The 19,958-nt window shown below is 68.2% G+C and carries 15 protein-coding genes and 1 pseudogene; 8 read left to right on the forward strand and 8 right to left on the reverse strand.

Annotation, left to right across the window (positions count from 1 at the left end):
* Positions 1-142: 142 nt before the first annotated feature.
* The 7 genes from AB0368_RS06360 to AB0368_RS06390 all read left to right on the forward strand — a co-directional run bounded on the left by AB0368_RS06360 (position 143) and on the right by AB0368_RS06390 (position 8,542).
* The gene (locus tag AB0368_RS06360; protein WP_366152720.1) at positions 143-2,197 is read left to right on the forward strand and encodes a M6 family metalloprotease domain-containing protein; all 2,055 of its coding nucleotides are present in this window, start codon (positions 143-145) and stop codon (positions 2,195-2,197) included.
* Positions 2,194-2,643 carry a Pycsar system effector family protein gene (locus tag AB0368_RS06365; protein WP_366152721.1) on the forward strand — a complete coding sequence of 150 codons (450 nt, stop codon included), beginning with the start codon at positions 2,194-2,196 and terminating at the stop codon, positions 2,641-2,643. Before AB0368_RS06360 ends, AB0368_RS06365 begins: the two co-directional genes overlap by 4 nt.
* Before the next feature lie 544 nt (positions 2,644-3,187).
* Positions 3,188-3,652: a hypothetical protein gene (locus AB0368_RS06370; protein WP_366152722.1), complete on the forward strand. Its 465-nt coding sequence runs from the start codon at positions 3,188-3,190 to the stop codon at positions 3,650-3,652.
* A 92-nt stretch (positions 3,653-3,744) separates the two neighbouring features.
* Positions 3,745-4,782 (forward strand): trypsin-like peptidase domain-containing protein, encoded by a 1,038-nt coding sequence (locus tag AB0368_RS06375; protein WP_366152723.1) that lies wholly within the window; start codon positions 3,745-3,747, stop codon positions 4,780-4,782.
* On the forward strand, positions 4,767-6,017 hold the full coding sequence (locus AB0368_RS06380; protein ID WP_366152924.1) for a glutamate decarboxylase: 1,251 nt from the start codon (positions 4,767-4,769) through the stop codon (positions 6,015-6,017). Before AB0368_RS06375 ends, AB0368_RS06380 begins: the two co-directional genes overlap by 16 nt.
* A gap of 889 nt (positions 6,018-6,906) precedes the next feature.
* Positions 6,907-7,131 (forward strand): hypothetical protein, encoded by a 225-nt coding sequence (locus AB0368_RS06385; RefSeq protein ID WP_366152724.1) that lies wholly within the window; start codon positions 6,907-6,909, stop codon positions 7,129-7,131.
* 1,090 nt (positions 7,132-8,221) lie between these two features.
* The gene (locus tag AB0368_RS06390; RefSeq protein ID WP_366152725.1) at positions 8,222-8,542 is read left to right on the forward strand and encodes a MerR family transcriptional regulator; all 321 of its coding nucleotides are present in this window, start codon (positions 8,222-8,224) and stop codon (positions 8,540-8,542) included.
* Positions 8,543-8,653: 111 nt separating this feature from the next.
* On the opposite strand, the gene AB0368_RS06395 is transcribed toward AB0368_RS06390, so the two are convergent.
* The 3 genes from AB0368_RS06395 to AB0368_RS06405 are packed head-to-tail and all read right to left on the reverse strand — an operon-like array spanning position 8,654 to position 10,020.
* Entirely contained in the window at positions 8,654-9,040 is a 387-nt protein-coding gene (locus tag AB0368_RS06395; RefSeq protein WP_366152726.1) for a TfoX/Sxy family protein, read from the reverse strand.
* Positions 9,037-9,414 carry a nuclear transport factor 2 family protein gene (locus AB0368_RS06400; protein WP_366152727.1) on the reverse strand — a complete coding sequence of 126 codons (378 nt, stop codon included), beginning with the start codon at positions 9,412-9,414 and terminating at the stop codon, positions 9,037-9,039. The genes AB0368_RS06395 and AB0368_RS06400 overlap by 4 nt, the downstream gene beginning before the upstream one ends.
* Before the next feature lie 3 nt (positions 9,415-9,417).
* On the reverse strand, positions 9,418-10,020 hold the full coding sequence (locus AB0368_RS06405) for a TetR/AcrR family transcriptional regulator (RefSeq protein ID WP_366152728.1): 603 nt from the start codon (positions 10,018-10,020) through the stop codon (positions 9,418-9,420).
* A 387-nt stretch (positions 10,021-10,407) separates the two neighbouring features.
* Between AB0368_RS06405 and AB0368_RS06410 the strand changes: the two genes are divergently transcribed.
* Positions 10,408-11,586, forward strand: coding sequence for a hypothetical protein (locus AB0368_RS06410; RefSeq protein WP_366152932.1), 1,179 nt, complete (start codon positions 10,408-10,410; stop codon positions 11,584-11,586).
* Positions 11,587-11,654: 68 nt separating this feature from the next.
* Here the strand turns inward: AB0368_RS06410 and AB0368_RS06415 are convergent.
* From AB0368_RS06415 to AB0368_RS06435, 5 genes and pseudogenes are all read right to left on the reverse strand, one after another.
* Positions 11,655-11,864 (reverse strand): annotated as a pseudogene (locus AB0368_RS06415) (ISL3 family transposase); the annotation flags it as partial.
* 124 nt (positions 11,865-11,988) lie between these two features.
* Entirely contained in the window at positions 11,989-12,570 is a 582-nt protein-coding gene (locus AB0368_RS06420; RefSeq protein WP_366152729.1) for a dihydrofolate reductase family protein, read from the reverse strand.
* 63 nt (positions 12,571-12,633) lie between these two features.
* A complete protein-coding gene (locus tag AB0368_RS06425; RefSeq protein ID WP_366152730.1) occupies positions 12,634-13,473 on the reverse strand; it encodes a helix-turn-helix domain-containing protein in 840 nt (279 codons plus the stop codon).
* A gap of 221 nt (positions 13,474-13,694) precedes the next feature.
* Entirely contained in the window at positions 13,695-19,181 is a 5,487-nt protein-coding gene (locus AB0368_RS06430; RefSeq protein WP_366152731.1) for an NACHT domain-containing protein, read from the reverse strand.
* 226 nt (positions 19,182-19,407) lie between these two features.
* Positions 19,408-19,617, reverse strand: a complete 210-nt coding sequence (locus AB0368_RS06435; protein WP_366152732.1) for a DNA-binding protein — start codon at positions 19,615-19,617, stop codon at positions 19,408-19,410.
* Positions 19,618-19,958: the final 341 nt, after the last annotated feature.

The following is a 19,958-nucleotide window of genomic DNA, read 5'->3' on the forward strand; positions in this document are numbered from 1 at the left end:
CGCATTCTCCCACTTCGCGCCGGACCCGTCGCCGTTTCGCCCGAGCTCAGGGCCGCGCGACACCGATTGATCCGCATCAGCGGAAATGCCAGGATGGCCTGGCGGTTCAATAGACAACCTTCTATCGCAGGGGGACGTGTCCGTGAACAGAGGTGTGGTCTCGGCCCTCGGCGCCGTGCTCCTGACAGTGACCGGCGCGCTGACGGCGGCTCCGGCTCACGCCGCGCCCGAGCCGCCACCGGGCGCCCGCTCGGAACACCCGTGGCGGATGCGGCACTGGCCGCAGACCCAGCCCTGGCAGCGGTCGCAACCCGCCGCCCGGACGTACCCGGCCGGCGAACCCCGGCCGGTCGACCCGCAGAACTACGAGCTGCCGGACACCATGACCTGGGACGACTACGCGCCGATTCCGGGCACCGACTGGGCGGATCCCTCGACACCCGGATCGGTCGAGAACTTCCGGGGCGCCCTCGTGCTCGTGGACTTCCCGAACCAGCCGCTCGTCGTCACCCAGCCGGCCAACTCCACCATCTACGGCAACCCGTCCAGCGTGCACGATCTGCCGCGCGCCGACGCACCGGCCTTCTACCGGGATTTCCTCAACCGGCCCGGCACGCTGAACGGCGGCCACACCATCCACGAGTACTGGATGGAGGACTCCGGCGGCCGGTACGGCATCGACCTCACCTCCTTCGGCGTGTACCAGATGCCGCACCGCAGCCACGAGTACGGCATCGAGAACTCGATGCAGCGGGGACTCGGCTGCCCGTCCGGTGACACGTGCGGCCGCGATCTGCGTACCGATGCCAAAGCCGCCTGGATCGCAGCCGCCGGCGAGGATGTCGCCTCGAGCTTCGACTTCGTCTTCTTCCTCGCCGCAGGCCAGGACGAGTCGTCCACCTGGCAGGAGTTCGGCCAGATGAAGTTCGCCGGCAAGGAACAGGTGTCCGACGCCTTCGGGCTGCCCGACGAGGCCCTGCCCAACTGGAACGCGACGCGATACGTCGACTGGACCTCCTGGCAGGCCTCGTCCACTATCTGGCCCAACGCCGGCGGCGGCAGCTCACTGCAGGCGGAGAGCTCCGGCATGTCCACGTATGCCCACGAGTTCAGCCACATCCTCGGCGTGGGCGACAACTACAACAACCCGTACTCGGTGCCCGCCCGCCGCGACTACAGCGGCCCGTGGGAGATGCTCAGCCGAGGCACGTTCAACGGCCCCGGCGGCCCGCACAGCCGATGGCTGATCCCGGGCACGGCGGGCTCGTCCATGGGCGCCCAGCACATGCTGCGCAACAAGATGAAGCTGGGAATCATCGACGACGCCTCGGTCCTGCGCCTCTCCCGCGAATCCCTCGCCGACTCGGGCGTCGTCATGGCCCGCCTGACTGCCCGCGAGGTCCAGCCCGGCCCGCACGGCCTCTCCGGCATCAACGTCGCCCTCGACGGCGGCGACGCCGCTCCGCCCTGCAACACCGCGACCGACCCGTACTGCGACGGCGGCGGCTACGACAACTACACGCTCGAGGTCGTCGACCGCCAAGGCTTCGACTCGTTCACCCCGGACTCCGGCGTACTGCTGGCCAAGACCAAGAACGAGGACAACGCGCCGTTCATCTGGACCGTCGACGCCAACCCCCAGGACATCGACAAGGTCGACTTCGTCCTACCGGACGGCACCCCCCAGAAAATGACCATCGGCGACTACCGCCAGCTCTCGGACGCTCTATTCCACGCGGGTACGGATTCCGGCAGCGAATACGAGTACGTCGACACGGCCAACCGCCTGCACTTTTACGTCTTGAACATGCGGCGCGACCGAGCCGGCGTGCTGTCGTACACGGTGGCGGTCCGCTCCCTCGACGGCGCCGGCCCGCAAACCCGCGGCGTGACGGCCGCACCAGACACTGCCGCCGTGGCGCCCTCCGGGTGGGCCCGCTGCCGGATTCCGGTACGCAACACCGCGCCGTCCCCAGGTTTTGACGTGTACAGGATCGCCGCGTCAGCCGGAGCAGGCTGGACGACCTGGCTGCCGCACACCGTCACCGGCATCCCCGCCGGCCGCTCGTCCGGGGTGGACGTCTACGTGAAGCGCACCGCAGGCGCAGCGCGAGGCACGAAGGCGGCGGTCACCATCACCTCGGAAAGCGACCCGGTCGCGACCGTCACGACCGCCTGCCGGGTCGGTACACCGTGACGAGCGACCCCCGTATCGAGCAGGAGTCCGCGACGGTACGCAGCGAGATCTCGAGCGCGAACACGCAGGCGTCGATCGCCCTGGCAACCGTGGCGCTGGCGGCCGGCCCGGTCGCCGCCAACGCCAAAATCCTGTTCGACCAGGTTTGGCCGATAACGGTCCTTGCCGTGGCCGGCGGCCTGCTGGCAGCGGTCGCCGTCTGGTTCCTGCTCAACGTCGTCCTGCCCCGCCTGGACTCCTCCGGCGGCGGCAGCTTCCTGAGCTGGGCCCAGTGCGATCGCGAGGGGCTGCGGGCGGCGCTGGCGAGAGACTATGAGCTGGACGAACTGCTGGTGCTCTCCCGCATCGCCACCGCGAAGTACCGATCCCTGCGCGACGCCGGCAACATGCTGAAGGCGGCGCTGATCCTGCTGGCCCTGGCGGCGCTGCTCAGCCTGATCCGCTGACCGGTGTCCGCCGGTCGGTCAGATGATCTTGGCCAGCTGACCGTACGAAGACCGTCCGAACAGAGGGCCGTGCCGCCAGATCGCGAGGTTAACCTCGGCGGACCACGGAGTGAGGACGATCAAGCTCATGCACGAGGAGCCAACCGCCAACACGCTGCGCATCGGCGGTTGGCTGCCGCCGGCCAATTCCGTACGCCCCCCGGCGCAGGACCCTGCGACCCCTTCGACGCCACCGGTTCACGACCCAGGGGCGGCGGGTCCGGCGGCCGCCGAAACGAATACCCGAACCGCCCGGCGTCGGGCGACGGCATCGACCAGACGCAGGCGTGGCGTCGTCAGCGTCGCCGCGATGATCGTCGGCCTCGGCGGGGTCGGTGCACTGGTCGGCCTCCCCTCCGAGCCCGAATCCCCGGCTCCGGTGGCTCAGCCGCCCTCCGCGGCTGGTCCGCTGCCTTCCGCGTCCGCTCCTTCGGCGGCCGGGCCGGCGCCAAGCCCGTCCGAATCTTCGCCGTCCACCTCGCCGGTCCGGAGCTCACCCGCTTCCGTGCGTGTCGGCCGGCCGTCGGCACCGCGACGCTCGCCCACGCCGTCCGCCACGACTGCCCCGACCAGCCCGGCACCGTTCCAGGCGTCCTTCGAGGCGGAGTCGCAGCGCAACGTGATGGGCGGTCAGGCCCGGCCGATGCCGCGTGACGACGCCTCCGACGGCCTCGTCGTACGGTTCGTCGGCAACAACGAGTCCAACTTTCTGCGCTTCACGGGGCTGACAGTGCCCGATTCCGGGAGTTACAGCGTCCGGATCCAGTACATATCGGGCGATCCGCGGGATACGACCATCCTGGTCAACGGGCGTTCGCTGGGGAACCTCACCTTTCCGGCGAGCCCGGACTGGTACACCGTGGATGCCCTCAGCCTGCGGCTCTCCCTCAACGCCGGCGCCAACACGATCGAGATGCGCAACGATACCGACTACGCGCCCGACTTCGACCGCATCGACGTGACGCGCTGACGTAGTCCCTTCGACTTCGGCCTTGTGAGCGGGTCGCACATCCCTCGCCGAGGGTGATGTCAGGTGTGCCGCCGGTGGTATGTGCTGAACCGATGACGGACAGGAAACCCCGGCGCGACGGAGGCTGGCGGATCTGGCTCGGCATGGTGGTTGCGGCCGTGCTGGGCGCGGTGATCGGCGGTGTCGTCGTTGCCGCGAACAAATCGGATGCGGCGAAAACACCGGCCGCCGCCCAGCAACAGGTTGCCACCACCTGCGAGGTGACCAAGGTGGCCGACGAGGCGTTGCCGTCGGTGGTGACGATCAGCGCGACCAACGGCGAGGCCGGCGGTACCGGATCGGGCGAGGCCGTCCGCCAGGACGGTTACATCCTCACGAACAACCATGTGATCTCACTGGCGGTCGGCGGCGGTCAGGTGTCGGTGCTGTTCAACGACGGCAGGACCGTGCCGGCGACCATCACGGGCCGGGATCCCAAGGCGGATCTGGCGGTCATCAAGGTCGACGGCCAGCCGCCATTGCCCGTCATCCCGTTCGGCGAGTCGGCGGACGTACGGGTGGGGCAGCCGGTCGTCGCCCTCGGCGCGCCCCTCGGCTTGTCCGGCACCGTCACCTCCGGCATCGTCAGCGCGCTCGACCGGACCATCCAGGTGCCCGGCGACAACGGCCAGACGGCGCTGCTCGTCTCCGCACTGCAGACCGACGCCGCCATCAACCCCGGCAACAGCGGCGGCGCGCTGGTCAACTGCGAGGCCCAACTCATCGGCGTGCCGTCGGCCGGCGCGTCCATCCCGAGCTCCGGGCCGGGCGGCGGCGGCAGTGCGGGCGACATCGGGCTCGGCTTCGCCATCCCGGTCGACCTGGCGAGGTCCATCTCCGACGAGATCATCGCAACCGGGGCCGTGACGCACGCGTACTTCGGCGTCAGCGCGGTCACCGTACCGAGCGGCGGTGTCTACCTCAGGTCCGTCGTGCCCAACGGACCGGCCGCCAAAGCAGATCTGCAGGCCGGCGACATCATCACCGCCATCGACGGCGAGCCGGTGACCGGCACCACCGACCCCGCTATGAGCTGCCGCAGGACGAACTCCCGCCGGACGCCGCGTACCAGATCATTCACGACGAACTGATGCTCGACGGCAACGCCCGGCTCAACGTGGCGACATTCGTCTCCACCTGGATGGAGCCGCAGGCGGACCGGCTGATGGCCGAGTGCGCCGACAAGAACATGATCGACAAGGACGAGTACCCGCAGACCGCCGACCTGGAGATGCGCTGCGTCAGCATCCTCAGCCGGCTGTGGCACGCACCCGAGGCGGTCCAGGCGACCGGCTGCTCAACCACCGGCTCCAGCGAGGCCGCCATGCTGGCCGGGCTCGCCCTCAAACGCCGCTGGCAGCAACGCCGGCGGGCAGCAGGTGCGCCGGCGGACCGGCCGAACCTGGTGATGGGCATCAACGTCCAGGTCTGCTGGGAGAAATTCGCCGCGTACTGGGACGTGGAGATGCGGCTGATCCCGATGGAGGGCAACCGCCTGATCCTCTCCGCCGAGGAGGCCGTACGGCACTGCGACGAGAACACCATCGGCGTGGTGGCGATCCTCGGCTCCACATACGACGGCTCGTACGAACCGGTGGCGGACATCTGCCAGGCGCTCGACGAGTACCAGAAGCGCACGGGAATCGACGTACCGGTGCACGTCGACGGTGCCTCCGGCGCGTTCGTGGCACCCTTCGTCGACCCCGACCTGGTCTGGGATTTCCGGCTCCCCCGGGTCGCCTCGATCAACGCCTCCGGCCACAAGTACGGGCTGGTCTACCCCGGCGTCGGCTGGGCGGTGTGGCGTGACGCCGAGGCCCTGCCCGAAGACCTGATCTTCTGGGTCAACTACCTGGGCGACAACATGCCGACGTTCGCGCTGAACTTCTCCCGGCCCGGCGCACAGGTGATCGCCCAGTACTACAACTTCCTCCGGCTGGGCCACTGCGGATACCGCCGCGTCCAGTCGTACGCTCGAGAAGTCGCCACCCGGCTGGCCGGACGGATCGCCGAGCTCGGCCCCTTCGAGTTGCTCACCCGGGGCGACCAACTGCCGGTCTTCGCCTTCAAGATGCGAGACGAGATCAGGAACTTCACGGTCTTCGACGTATCCGGGGCGCTCCGAGAACGCGGCTGGCAGGTGCCGGCCTACCAGTTCCCGAAAAATCGGGAGGACCTTTCGGCGCTGCGGGTCGTCGTCCGGCGCGGCTTCACCCACGACCTGGCGGACATGCTGGTCGACGACCTCAAGAAGCAGCTACCCCGCCTGGAGAAGCAGCACACGCCGCAGCACGACCGCACAACCGCCTCCGGCTTCCATCACTGACTCCCGACTCTCCCGGCCCCGCCGGCGCTACCTCTTCTACGCCCGATAGCGCCGGAGCAAGGTCGTAATCCTTGCGTGATCAGACCGGCTGATCGCCGAAGGCGCCGTCCGTACGCCGAGTTCTGCCCCAGACAACGGGCCTTCGGCTTCCCACGACTCACCTACGTGGAGAGCACCCTCAACAACAGACAACCGACGTCGGCACCGAATTTCGCGAGTCCACTTCGCGAGATGTCACGACGACGTTGCAAGCGTCACACCGATCGACGTCGTCGCAGGTCAGCTCGGACAGGAATGTCCTCGTACGGCGAAGTTGATCTTCTCCTGTGACAAAAGCAGCAGCTTTTCCGGCATCGAACCTCAACGATGAAGGTCGACGCCCCGTAGCGGGCGAGATCACAACGGAAGGAAGCCGCCTGATTCAGCGCGCAGCACACAAGCAGTACCTGTGGCCGGCACGGGCAACAGCCCGGCAGGGGTCACACGCCATTCGGGGGAGGGCACATGAACCACAGGCGCAATGACGTTCTAGGGCCGCTGAGGCGGCTCATCGGGCTGCACGATCGGTCGACCGCCGGGTCGACAGGTCGTCCCCATCCTCAAGGAACCTACCGGTCCTCACGCGATACCGCGGCCGAGAGGCTGCGCGGCGAGGATGCCAGGCTGCTCGGCCTCACGGCCGTGCGCCCCGGGCCGAGCTCATCGTTGATCGACTACTACAACCGGGGTTAGTGGTCCGGCCGCCCCTTCATCGATCGTGACGCACCGGGTCCGAGCTGGTTCACCCACCTGGTGGGCCAGAGGTTTCGGCCGGTCGGGTAGCGGCAAAGGTCGCGCTTGAGGCCGGGCAAACGCTCGGCAGCGGTCGCCTCGCGAAGGGAACGCATGCATGCCGATCTCCGTAAACCTCGACGCCCTGCTCGACAAGGCCTTTGAGTCCACGCCGTTGGTCGAGCTGGCCGACGCACCCGTCTCCGCACTGTCCGGAGTCAGCGAGGCCGACGGCGAGGCTCTGCAGAAGGCGTTCAACATCAAGACCATTGGCGACCTGGCCGGCAACAAGTACATCCGGGCGGCCCAGGCGATCGCGGAACTCGGCCGCCTCGCCAAGTAACAACGGCCAACGGCAGGCGCGTCGCCCAGCGCCGCGCCTGCCGTCATCGCCAGACCGGGACCGCACCAGGCTCGGCCACGGACAAGGTCGGGGGCAGGCCAGCCCGCTGCGCAACCAATAGTCGCCGCGCGGGCCAGAGCTCGACCTCAACGTCGCCGAGGTTCAGCCGCGGCAACCGTCGTCCCGCGCCGCGGATCTGCCACGCCATCGCCATCGCCGCCTCATAGGTCGCCGGGTCCCATCCAGACGGTTCGACCGAAGGCCGCCGCGGTGAAGAGTCGAAGGCCGAATCGAGGAACGTTGTGGCAAGCAGCCCGCCACGGGTCGCGTCCCCTCAAGAGAGCCGAGGCGGTGTCGCCGGTAGTGGGCCGTCCGCGCGGTGACGTGACAGCCCCGAGCGGCGGTGCTTGCCGCAGTGCGGATGCCGTCAATGCCACCTTCCGGGCCGTCGATGCGGGCTGAAAGCCCGGTCGGCTGCCCAGAAAATCTAGGCGGGAACAACTAGACATGCTCTCCACGATCAGATAGTGTCTCTGACGTTGACAACAGAGATCGTCTAAAACGCAGACGAAACAGACCGAGCGTCAAGCAGGGCCCGGAACCGTTCGTGGCTCGCTCGGCAACTGCGGTGGAAGTACGCCTCACCGCACGCAGCAAGGAACGTGCAAGTGGAAGACCTTGACGTAATTCCAGGTCGAGGCGATGCAGGCAGGACCAACGCAAGCTCAGGGTCCCGTCTGATGCAGGAAGATCCGTCGCACGTGTGCGGGGCCACGAAGTTTGCGTGGGGTTCCGACACCGGCGGAGAGCACGACAGCACCACAGGTAATGGAAGCAGAGGAAAGGGAGGGTTAGACGCCGTTGGATCGCCCGCCGTCAGAACGTAGTTCCAGTTCTGAGGTGGACACCGCAGTTTCCATCGAACGTGAGGTGGTCTCCGGTCACGCTTATGCGATCCTCGCACCCAACCGCTGATAGCGGCAGGTGCGGATACGACAAACCGACGAACCTGTCGGTAGATGGTGTTTTCAGCCCGTAACCCCTGGGCCCCGGCGCTTCCCGCGCCGGGGCCCTCGTCATGGAGGTGTATATGGCCCAACTCGACGACATGTTCGGCGACGACGACTACCCCGCCTACACGATGGGCCGCGCCGTGGAAATCGTCGGCGCCTCGCAGGACTTCCTGCGCCGGCTCGACGAGGCAAAACTGTTCACCCCGTTCCGGTCAGCCGGCGGGCACCGCCGCTACTCTCGCTATCAGCTGCGCCTCGCCGCACGGGCCCGAGAGATGGTCGACCAGGGCACCGCTCTGGAAGCCGCCTGCCGCATCATCATCCTCGAAGACCAACTCGAAGAAGCCCTCCGGCACAACCAGAACCACCAGCGCCAGCAGCAAACGGAAGCCGCCTGACCCCCGCCTCACCGTCCTTCTCCACCCGCTTGCCGTAGCCCGGCCCCCTCTTGCGCCGTCGTCAGGGCGAGCAGGATTCGTGCGGGCAGGTGTTGCCCGTGCGGAGGGCGGCTATCGGGTCGGGGTTCGTGGGTGCTGGCGGCCGGTCCGACGCCGACCGCGGGCGGGGGCGGTCGTGGCGGCCTGGATGGCCTGGCCGGCCCAGGCGTGCAGGGTTTCGGGGTCGTCGAGCACATGGGGAGGGACGGCGTGGTATCGGCCCACGGTGACCGGGCCGCTGCCGGTGAGGTAGATGAAGGGTTCGGAGCCTGCTGCCCGGTAACGGGGCCGGGTCGCCTCGTCCACGACGAAGTACACGGTGGTGCCCATGACCATGGCGAACTGCGTTCCGTCGCAGACCAGGGCGGTTCCGCCGAAGAAACCGCGGGTCCGTAGGGGCATCAGCTCCGCCAGTCGGTCCACGAGGGACTCGAGGGTGGCGGTGTCCGTGGTGCTCATCCGGCGCCGACCCCGGACCCCGGTCCGGCGGCAGGGGTCGCGAAGAAGCCGGTGATGTCGGTCAGGCGGTGCTGGGCGTCGTGGACAGCGTGACTGATGCCGGCCTGGACCGCGACGTCGTCGGGACCGCGTAGCTGCCAGTGGGCCAGCGAGCGACCGTGGTGGGCGTCGACCGCGACGATGGCGAACCGGTGTCCGGGGAACCCCTGTCCGAAGTCGTGCATGTAGCCGGCCAGCTCGTCGCGGCCGCGTACCTCGGTGACCGGGTCGCGGTAGGCGACCTGTGGGCTGACGTGACGCTCGAGCAGGGCGCGGCGCTGTTCGGTGGGGGCCGTCCACGCTGCGGCGTAGGCATGCCAGGTGTCGGTGGGCATGGGTCAGTGTTCTCCCTGGGTGTGGGTGGCGAGGAGGGCGGGCAGGGCGTGGGCGACGATGCCGGCAAGCTTGGCGGGGGCCGTGCCGAACCGCACCAGCACCAGCACCCCCTGGTAGAGGGCCAGTAGCTCGGCGGCGCGCTGGTCGTTCGGGGTGGTCGGGGGGAGGTCGCCGGCGGCGATGGCCCGCTCCAGCATTCGCCGGAATCCGGCCTCGATCAGCTCCAGGCCCGCGGCGACCGCGTCCCGCCCGACACCGGCCAGGGCGGGCGCTTCGACCGCGGTGTTGGTGAGCAGGCAGCCCGGGTTGGCCTCCTCGCCGCCGTCGAAGGTCGAGACGAAGAACGCGTGCAGGCCCCGCAGCGGCGGGTCGGTCTCGTCGAGGTGAATCCGCACCCTGTGGGCGGCCACCTGCTCGTTGTAGGCCGCCAGGGCCGCGGTGAACAGCCCTTCCTTGTTGCCGTAGGCCTTGTACAGGCTGCCCGGGTGCAGCCCGGTTGCCTGCTCGAGATCCCGTACCGAGGTGTGCGCGAAGCCCTTGCGGCGAAACACCGCCATCACCGTCGCCAGGAGCTCCGGCTCGGTCCACGTCGGTCGACGGCCCATACCGATCCCCCTTTGTTGAACGCGTGCTCAACAAAACGTAGAGGACGGCACCGGCGCCGTCAACCCGGTGGCCGCAGGCCTGCGATTTGGACGTGCTCGAGCCGCGATCGCAACGGGCCGGCGTGCAAGGCGTGCGCGCGAAGATGCTCCGGCTTACAGGTCAGCCCGCCGTCATCGCCGCACCCGTCGAACACCGTGCGAGGCGCCTTCGAATTGGTCTGCGATCTGCCGCATCGGAGCGGCGCCACCTTCCTCGTTCCGTCCCGATGCAGACGCACTGCTCTACTGATGTCAATTCACCGGTTCGGGGGTCGATCAGGACTACGGCCCGGATGACTGCGGTTGTTCAACAATGCCATACTGGACAGAGCCTGCCCAGGGGGTCCCATGCGGTCGAACAGCATCAAGTTGGGAATCTACCTCGCCGCTGCAGCCGCAATTCTTGCGTTCCTGTATCCCGCTTACAAAGATTACGTAAGGATTGACGAACCGCAACGATGGGAGGACGGAGACGGCGTCTACCTGATCGTCCCTGACCCTCTCCTGTACTCGCACGTCGAAATGACGCTCGAGTATGACCCCACCAACAATAGCGGTGCCGATCAGGAGTCCTCGAACGTCGACACGTTGACCATCTCAGTCAGTGGCGTTTGGCGTAATGGAATCGAGCTCCCGGACCTTCCCCTGGCCTTTTCCGGGAAGGCGAGCGACCTCGTTGCTGGATGTCATGCTTCCGAGGGGGATGGAGTGGCGATCGAGCAGCGAGTCGGCCAGGCCCACGAGGGTTCGATCGTTGCGGCCGCCTCAGAAGACTCCGATCGCCGCAAGCCGGTTCGCTGGTTCTCCATTCGGGTCAACGATCCAAGCTCTGACCCCGTCTTCGCCGGAGCCACCTCGGCGACCTTCGGTGTAGCCGTCGAGTGTCCGATTCGAAGGAAAACCGTATGGCGGCAGAGCAGCGGGAAATCGAATCTCTACGGTCCGCCGGCGCAAGTACTCACTCTCGAGTCGATCGGAACCACCGAAAGTCGGGCGGTCAAACGCAAGGTAGGTGTTAGGCACTGCGTGAGCGTCATCTACGCCGAGCGTCCGGGCATGGTTCCGGTTTACCTCTTCCCGCAGCGACTGCAGAAGGAGGAGCGGGATCGCGTTACGTGGCGAAACTGCAAGACGAACAGGTTCGCCGAGCGTGAAGACGGCGACTTCGTGGACACACTCGAGAATGTCCATCCAGTCGGCGGAGATTCCGGCCTATATGTGTACGGTGCGGAAGCAGCCGCCGTCCGCGTCTCCGTAGAAGACACCGCTCGGCAGGATTGGCTCAATCGGAGCCTCTTCCTGGCCGGCGTCGGTTTAGGCATCGCCGGCAACTTCCTGGCGGAGGCCTTCGGCCTACTGGTCGCGATTGGTGGCGATAGCATCCCGCCGACATCGAAGAAGCTTCGCGCTTGGGCTGGTGCAATGCGCCCGCGGCTTCGCCGGAGCCGGAACGCGGCATTCGGCGCTGTCGCGCACCGGCTCGCCTCGTGTCGGCGCAGAATTGCCCGTCGCAAGAACACCAAGTGACGCGCCGCAGCAAGGGTGCTTTGGTTCCCGGATCGAGAATGCTGTGAAACGCAGGAGACTTCCGTGCAGCCCAGCGGCTCGTGGGCCAGCTCCCGGGTCACGGAGTCGCGCGGTATGCCTTCGCAACCACAGCGACGGCACCACTGGTCCGGCTCGACGACCCGGCATGCCAGCACCGCACGGTCGGGCCTGAGTCGTTGGCCGGTGACGGCCAAGCCGAGCTCATCGAGCCGGCAGAACTTGGTCAGGTCAGGGCAGGCAAAGGTAGCGTCAGACAAGTCCAGGTGTGCCAATCTGGAAGACCACGACTTTCGTCCCGGGGCAGCGATGCACAAGCGCAGCCGGACGCCCGATCTCGTGTCACCGTCGCAGCGGTCTTCTTTGCGTACCCACTCAGATCGGTCAACGGCGCACCCGATAGCGCAGGTGAAGCACCCGGTTGCCTTGAACAACTACGTCTGGGCCTTCCAGCAGGTGCTGCGCGTCGACGGAGCCGAAGTAACGCTTACCGGACCCGAGCACGACGGGTGCGACGTCCATGCGTACCTCGTCGACCCAACCTGCGGCGAGCGCCTGGCCGCCGACGTCGCCAGCAGCGAACTCGACAGTACGGTCACCCGCAAGCTCCCGCGCCTTGGCCACGGCCGCCTCGAGGCCGTCGACAAAGTGGAACGGCGCCCGGAGGTCCCAGCCCTCGGGCGCACCATGGTGACTCACCACGACCACATGGTCGATCCCACTCGGAGGCGTTCCATCCCAGCCGTCGGTGATGTCGAAGGCGTGACGGCCGGCAATGGTCACCCCGACCTCGTCCCAGTAAGGCCGGACGTAGTCGAACGAAGCCTGCGACACCTTCAGAACGCCACTGTCGTCCAACGGCACGTCACCGCTGACCAGCCACTCGAAGATCGGACCGGGATCGTCGTTCTCAGCCGCGATGAAACCATCCACCGAAACCGACGCGTTCATGACCACTTTTCCCATGGATTCCTCCTCTGTTTGGAGTCCCAAGTCTTGTGCGGCGTGAGCTGTCGCTCTTGTATGAAATCAATCGGCTGGGAGCGGCCAGCCGTCCAGGACGTGGTCGGGATGATCGCGCAGGAATCGCCGCCGGACTTCGGTGTACCGGGTCGGCGTGAGCCCGGTGAACTCCCGGAACTCGCGCACGAAGTGGGCCTGGTCGAAGTAGCCCGCACGAGCGGCAACGTGCCCCCAGTCTTTCGGTGCAGCGATGTCGAGTGCCAACACGGTGGAGCTGAAGCGGTAGCTGCGAGCCAGCCGTTTGGGCGTGACACCGATTACGGCCTTGAACCGCTTCGCCAAATACGTGCTGCTGGCCCGGGCCGCCACACCGATGTCGCTGATCGGCACTGTCCCGCCTGTCGCCTCGAGGGCGCTGCTCATTTGGCGGACCAGGTCAAGACCGTCGATCACCCGCAGCCGTCGCACCAGTTCCTCCTCGAGCAACATCAGCATTTCGTGCGGTGCGTCCGCCGAGGTCAGTCGGTGTCGCAATTCAGCGATAGCGGGCTCGCCCCAGATCTGCTCCACCGTCGCAGGTCGGTCGCACAACTCGGCCGCGGGCATCGGAAGGAACGGTGCCAGGCCCCATGGCCTGAAGTGGACGCCCACGGACCGGGTCGGGGTTGGGTAGCTGAACTCCCACGCACGCGTGGGCGTGGTGACCGCGCAGCCGTCGGCGTACTCCACGGCGTCTACGTCGGTGCCTGCGCGGATGAGAAACGGCGCCCCGAGGTTGACGATGAGTAATGGCGCGGGCGCCGCCGGCAGCATCAACCGGGAGTACGGCGGGGCGCCCTCCAGGTAGTAGAGGTCGTCGATCAGCCCGTCGAGCGGCGGGTCAGGCACCCTGGACACATACTCCACGCCGACATCATTGCCGACGGCCCCTCCGGCAGCACGCGCCGCCGCCAGCATCGAGCCGGCGCCGATCCCTGACGGGCGCCCCGGTGAATTTCGGTCCCCAATTACACCCCACGTTGTGAAGGGCCTGATAGGCCGTCGCTTGTTACCCGCGGCAGGTACATGGTGGCACTACTCGCTCGACGACGAGCTCTACCCGCGCACCTACTTCAATCTCCCGCGTCTCAACGTCCGATCCAGCGCTCCCCGTTGTCGATGAATGTGATGGAACGCCGGAGTCTTCGTCGCGCGCGAGGGTCGAGGTGCACGCCGTCCAAGGCGCGAAGCCCATCCCGGGCCGGGCGCCGGAGGTCGGGCGACATGTCGGCCAAGGCCTCGGCGGCCCAGCGTCGATGATCCAGCCGCTCCCCTGGATCGTCGACGATGGCCCAGAGCCGCCGCGCGTGCTCCTCACCCCCGGACACCTCGGCGATCTCTCTCAGCGCGCGAACCCGGAGGTAGCGATGGACCGTTTCGTCGCCCGCAAGACGTCGTAGCGCCTCGGCGTCGCCAAGTGCGACGGCGGCGTCGAGCGCCGCGTGCGGCGGCAGACCGGGAGATTGCAACAGTCGCCGCACCACTTCCTCGGCGGCCGGTCGCGGCGAACCCAGGCGGACCGCCGGCTCCGGGCCGTAGGCCCGGAGGACAACGACCGCCGCGGCGAGCCGATCGGCCGGCTCGGTATCCAGGTCGAGCAGGCGTTGCCGCACCGCGCGCAGATGCGGCCCGAAGGACTGCAGCAGCAACCGCCCGGCTAGCACCCGGTGATGGGCCGCCATCAGTGGGTGGTCCAGGATGGCGAGCAGAGCCGTCTGGGCCGCCCGGGCCGCCGGGCTGGAGGCAAACCCGTCGAGGGCAATCGCGGCCTTGGCCTGGGTGGCCGGCGGCAGCGCGGGGTCGGTCGCGACCGCCGTCAGCTCCTCGACCGCGGCGGGCAGGGTGTCCGGCAGCATGTGGGCCAGCGGTCCGAGGAGGGCGACCCGCCGGCCGGCGGGCAGGCCCGGCGCCCCGAGCAGCTGTTCGAGCGCCTCACCCGCGGCGAGGCGATGAACAGGCGTGCCGGACGACAGGCGGCTCGCGACTGCGACCAGCATCCTGGGTGTCGTCGTGTGATCTCGCATGAGGACGAGCAGGGCGTCGAGTTCGTCCTGACAGCGGGGGTCGATGGCGAGCACGGTGAGCAGAATCTCGGCGCGCTCCTCGTCGTTGAGTGGTCCGACGAGGAGCCGGCGCAGGGCGGCAACCATCTCTACAGTCGACCCCGGCGCCGAACGGGCGTGCCGGACGGCTGCCGAGCATCGAGCGGTCATAGAGAGGCACTCGTCGTGCAGCTCGGCGAGACCGGCGTCCGCGGCGGCCCGTCGAGCGCGCGGACCACCGTCGTCGAGCACGTCATACGCACTCCGGCGACAGATCAGCGGCTCGGTTTCGTCGGCGACGATCGTGGTGAGCATCGCGCCGGCAGCCGGGCGGTGGGCCACGATCGCATAGAGCATCCTCGCGGTGGTCACCCGGTCGATCGCGGGCAGGCGTCTCGGATCGGCCTCCGAAGCCATCGTCGCTGCGAGGGTCGCGACGGCTCGTGACCGGTCCGCCGGCGAGAGCCGAAGCTGGACTTCCAGCGCGCGGATGCGAACCCGAGCCGGGGAGGAGGAGTCATCGAGGAGGCGGCGGACACCGGCCGACAGGGCGCTGTCCTCGGGCAGCACCTCTACCGCGGCCTCCAGCGTCGCGATCGACGGCACGTCGGCGGTGAGAGCGGATCGTAGGGCAGCCGGGCAGCCATCGAGCCGGGCCAGGAGCCCGCCGATCTGCTCCCAGTCGTAGCGGTCCAGGTCGTCCGAGGCTAGAGATCGGAGAAACAGGTCGCCGACGGTGGCCAGGTCGGCCGGGGTGCCGATGCGGGCGAAGATCCCCATGAGGAGGCGGCCAGCGGTGGGCAGGTACACCGTCGCCAGGAGATCGACCGGCGCCTCGGAGGCATCATCCAGCAGCTCGCGCGCGGCGGTACGCCACGCGGTGTCCACCTGCAGCAGGTCGTCCAGCAGCGAGGCGCGACTGCTCAGTCCGGCGTGCCGGTCGGCGGCCAGTGCCGTCAGAGTCTCCACATTCGGCTGGTCCTGTTCCGCGATGGCCGGGCGCAGCGCTGCCGTGGCGCGAATATCGACCGGGGCATGCGGGTCGAGCGAGACCGACCGGAACACGTCTGCCGCACGGGGGTCGGGTGACAGATCGACGAGCGCGCTGGCGATTCTCAGGCGTTCCCAGGGTCTGTTCGTGCGCTCGTCGAGCAGGCGACGCAGTTCGCCCCTGACTCCATCCACGGCTCGCGGGAACCTCATGGCGAGCTGGCTCGCCATGGACACCCGTAGCCACACGCCGTGGTGCGGATTGCGAAGGCCGGCACACAGCGCCGCCCGCACTGCGCGGCGGTAGGACGGCATCCGCTGGAGCTGCATGACCTGGCCGGGGTTCAGGTGAGCGTTCGTAGGCGACGTGCTCGCCAAGATCTTCAGGACAACGTCCTGAGCCGTCCGCGCATCGTCGGAGCGCTGGACCAGGGCCAGCGCTGCCTGAAACCGAAAGCGGTCCGGCGTCAGCTCATCCGCCGCGGCTCGGCGCAACGCGGCGACAGCGGCGAGAGCGTGTTTCCGTCCGTAATCGAGCAGGCCCCTGGCCAGGCCGAAGACCACCTCGGCCGGCAGGTCGGAAGAGGCGTCGGTGAGATGGCGCTTCGCGATGTGCGCGAGTTGCACGGAGCAGGCTGGCGTCGTGTCGCTGCTGATGTCGAGAACGTCGGCGAGCTCGTCGAGGGACATGACCGGGTTGATCTTTGCGAGGGCGACCGCGTCAACGTGCTTCTGGTAGCGCGGGTCCAAGTCGGCCGCCGCGGCCCGGATGTAGTCCTGCGCTCGCGGGTCGATTTCGTCGTCGGCCATCGAGACGATCGCCTGCACCACCTGATCGCGGAGGTCGCGGTCCGCCCCGCGCAGCGGATCGAGAGAGACTGTTGCTCGTCGTAGCGACGTTTCCCGTACCGCCCCGCAGACGGTCTCCATCGCGTCGGGCCACCACTCTTCGCCGAGGCCGGCAAGCTGCCCGGCCGCCGCGAGTCGCTCCTGGGCGTCGGTCGTGATGTCCGTCGCGATCTCCCGCAGTTTCTCCGCAGCCAGGTGACGTTGTCCCGGCCCGAGGCCCGCGATGAATTCCGCCACCTCGAGCCGGCTGTAGGGCTGCGAAGCGGGCCGATCGATGTGCGTGACGGCCCAGCGAACGATCTCCTCCTGATGTTCAGGAGTTATCGCGATGATCGCCTTGGCGATCTCATGTTGGTGATAGTGCGGAACGCGTCCGGAGCGGAGGAACGCGAGCAGGCCTTCGGCAATCTCCTGCCGCGAGTCACCGTCCCATTCGGCGAGCGCTTCTGCCGCGGTACGCAGGTGCTCGGGCCGACTCGTGACGTCGCGCAGAACTTCCCGCATCGTCCGGACGGCGGCGCGGCGCGGCGCGCCGTCGAACTCGGCGAGATACGCGGCGAGTGTCATTCTGTCGACGGTGGCGTCGGCCGGCGTGTCCAAAGCCTTTCGCAACGTCTCGACCGTCCGTGCGGTCATCTCCGGCGCGATGTCGGCCAGCGCCTTGGCCGCCGCGAGCCGGCCGCCGTTTGACCGCTTGTTCTCGACAGTCCGGAGAAGCTTCTCGGTGAGCTCCGGAAGGCGGCGGCGATCTCGGTCGCCCAGGATCGCGGCGACCGCGGACCAGGTCGGTGAGCCGGCCGCGACCCTCTCCAGTTGTGCTTCCAGCCACCGTGTCAGCACGGGCGACGGCGGGAACCGGCGCAGCGGCGCCAGCGTCCGGTCGGGGTAGGGCCCGAGCGTGGTCCGCAGCTCGCGGTCGACAGTCTCGAGGCAGATGGCCAGCTGCTCGTCGGTGGCCGTCGCCCCTTCCGCAACCAGGCGCACCGCCACCTGGTGGTAGGTGGAGACGCCGTCGAGCAGCCACGCCAGCAGATCCCCGGCCGGATGCTCCCGGGTCCATCGCGTCAGCACCGCCACGGCGACGGGGTCCTTGTGGATGGCGTGGTGCAACCACCACCGCCACTTGTTGTCGTCCGGATCGAAACTAGCCGACAGCTCTGCCGCATGCCGTCGTGCGGCGAAGTGCTCGGCGAACGTCAGGTGGATGAAGTCGGGCCCGGCGTCCCGGCGGCTCAGCAGTCCGGTGCTAACCAGTGCTTCGGCCACGAGCCGTCCCCAGTCCTCAGGCGGTCGGCCGGTCACCGGGCCCGCCTCGCGCCGCAGCCACTCGATAGCGGTAAGCACCAGCGAGCGGCGGCTCTCCACCCGCACGACGGCGAGCTCTTCCAGTAGCTCGTCGGTGCGCTGGAAGAGCGCATCGACGACCGAGTCGCTGGTGCCTTCGTCGCGTAGAGCCGCGACGAGCTGCCTCCGGGCAGCGTCCTGCCGGTCGGCGTTCTGCTGGCGCAGCCAATGCAGGTAGCGCTCGTAGAGGTCGTGCCGGTTGCGCGGCAGTCCGGTGCCGGGGTTGTCTTCATAGACAGTGATCGCGATGGTCGCCATCAGCGGCACCGACGCGACGTCGTGCAGGCCGGCGGCCGTCACCTGGGCGAGGAACCCGGCTGCCTGGTCCGGGCCGTCCTCGTCCGCTTCGAACCACCGGTGCGCGAACTCGCCGAGCGACCGCCGGTCGAATGGCAGCAGCGTGTAGTGGCCGATCGAGCCGGCGCCGAGCATCGAGGTGGCGTGGCCGGCCAGCGGCCGGGTGGTGATCAGCAGCCGGTAGGGGCCGGTGGTGGAGGACGTCCAGCGGGACAGCCGCTGCAGGAATGTCTCTCGTTCGTCCGCCGGTACCTCGTCCAGCCCGTCGACGACGATCAGCCACGGCACGCCGTTGACAGCGTCGGCGAGCAATTCGGGTTCGATGTGCTCACCGCTGCTCATGCCGAGTCCGCCGAACGCCGCTGCCGCCAGCGCCTCCTGCCAGGTGGAGGTGACGTGCGCTGCGAGCGCCCGGGCGGTCACGAGCAGCGGGAGGAGCGGCGTCGCGGAGAGCGTGCACTCCTGCCCGGTCAGCCATGATGCCGCCAGCTGCCGGCATACCTGCCCCGCCGTGGTCGACTTGCCGGTGCCCGGTCCGCCCTCGATCAGCAGATGCCGATGCTCGTCGAAGACGCGTTCGAAGGGGCGCCGCACCGGAATCACGTGCGGCTGCTGATCGAACGGTAGGAACAGCCGCTCGTCGGAGAGCCGGCTCGGCCGACGTCGACGGCCGTCCGGCCGCGCAACGGTGGCTCGTGGCTGCTCGACACGCTGCTGCACGTACACCGTGGACACCGCCGTGCGCCGTGCACCCAGCAGCGTGTTCGGGGAGCGGTCGGCTGCCGACCGCGTCGCCTCCAGAAGCCGCCGCAAGTCGTCCCGGAGCGCCCGGCGTCCCCACGCCGTGCGATGCCGGCGGCTGGTCCGCACCCGAAGGCGCGGGGGAAGCATCGCGATCAGCGCAGCGATGAGCGCGAACACCCCCACGAACAAAGCCAGGACACTGGAGAGCTGATCGGCACGCTCCAGCCCGAGGCGTCCCATGAGGAACGCCGCCCCCGCCAGGACGAGCGCCATCGCCGCCGCGAGCGCCACAAGCCGTCGTTTCGGCACCCCACCATCATCCCTGGTCGACGGTTGATATGCGCTGGCCGTACAGGAATCGGGTGATCGCTGCGGCCGCGCGTCCCGACCCAGACCGCGCTCGTGGATGACCGCCCATCCGGAGTCGACACCACACGGCACAACTGATCGACACCGTGGCACCGTAGCGCCGGCTGCTATGCGCACGTCTACTGCGCAACTACGCACAACCACTCGTCAACTCACCGAACGACACTCACTTGTCGCCGCGCTCCGAGTCGGGCCGGTGTTCAGCAATCCACGCCTCCACCTGGCTCCCGAGCCACACTTTGCCTTGCGCCAGATCCGCAACCGGCTTCGGGAAGTCGCTTCCACTAGTGATCTGGTAAACCCGCTGCCGACTGATCTTGCCCAACCGCAGCCGGATCTCGTGTGCGCCCATCAGGCGAAGGACCGGGGCACCCATACGCATGACTATAGTCAAATGACTAGCATTGGCCGATGGCCGATGGCGGCGGATCGATGGGGCTTCCCGCAACCTCAGGCCACGATCGGGCTAACCGATCTACCGCTGAGCACCCCAGCCCCTACTCGAGCCGAACGCAAGCCATGGCTTCGACTCGGTGTGCGCTCATGGCTTCCTCTCTGTGAGCGTGCTCGTGATGTCTCCGGCGTGTCGGCGACGACACGGCGCAAGCGGGCCTCAAGTTCGGTTCAACAACGGATCACGCCATCGGCTGAGCGCTCAACTCGCCGGTCACCGCGCCGATCGAGGGCACGTCCCGCTGCCTGCACCCGGGCGGAGAC

This window comes from Actinoplanes sp. NPDC051475 (genome assembly GCF_040689425.1).
In the GTDB taxonomy this organism is placed as follows: Bacteria; Actinomycetota; Actinomycetes; order Mycobacteriales; family Micromonosporaceae; genus Actinoplanes.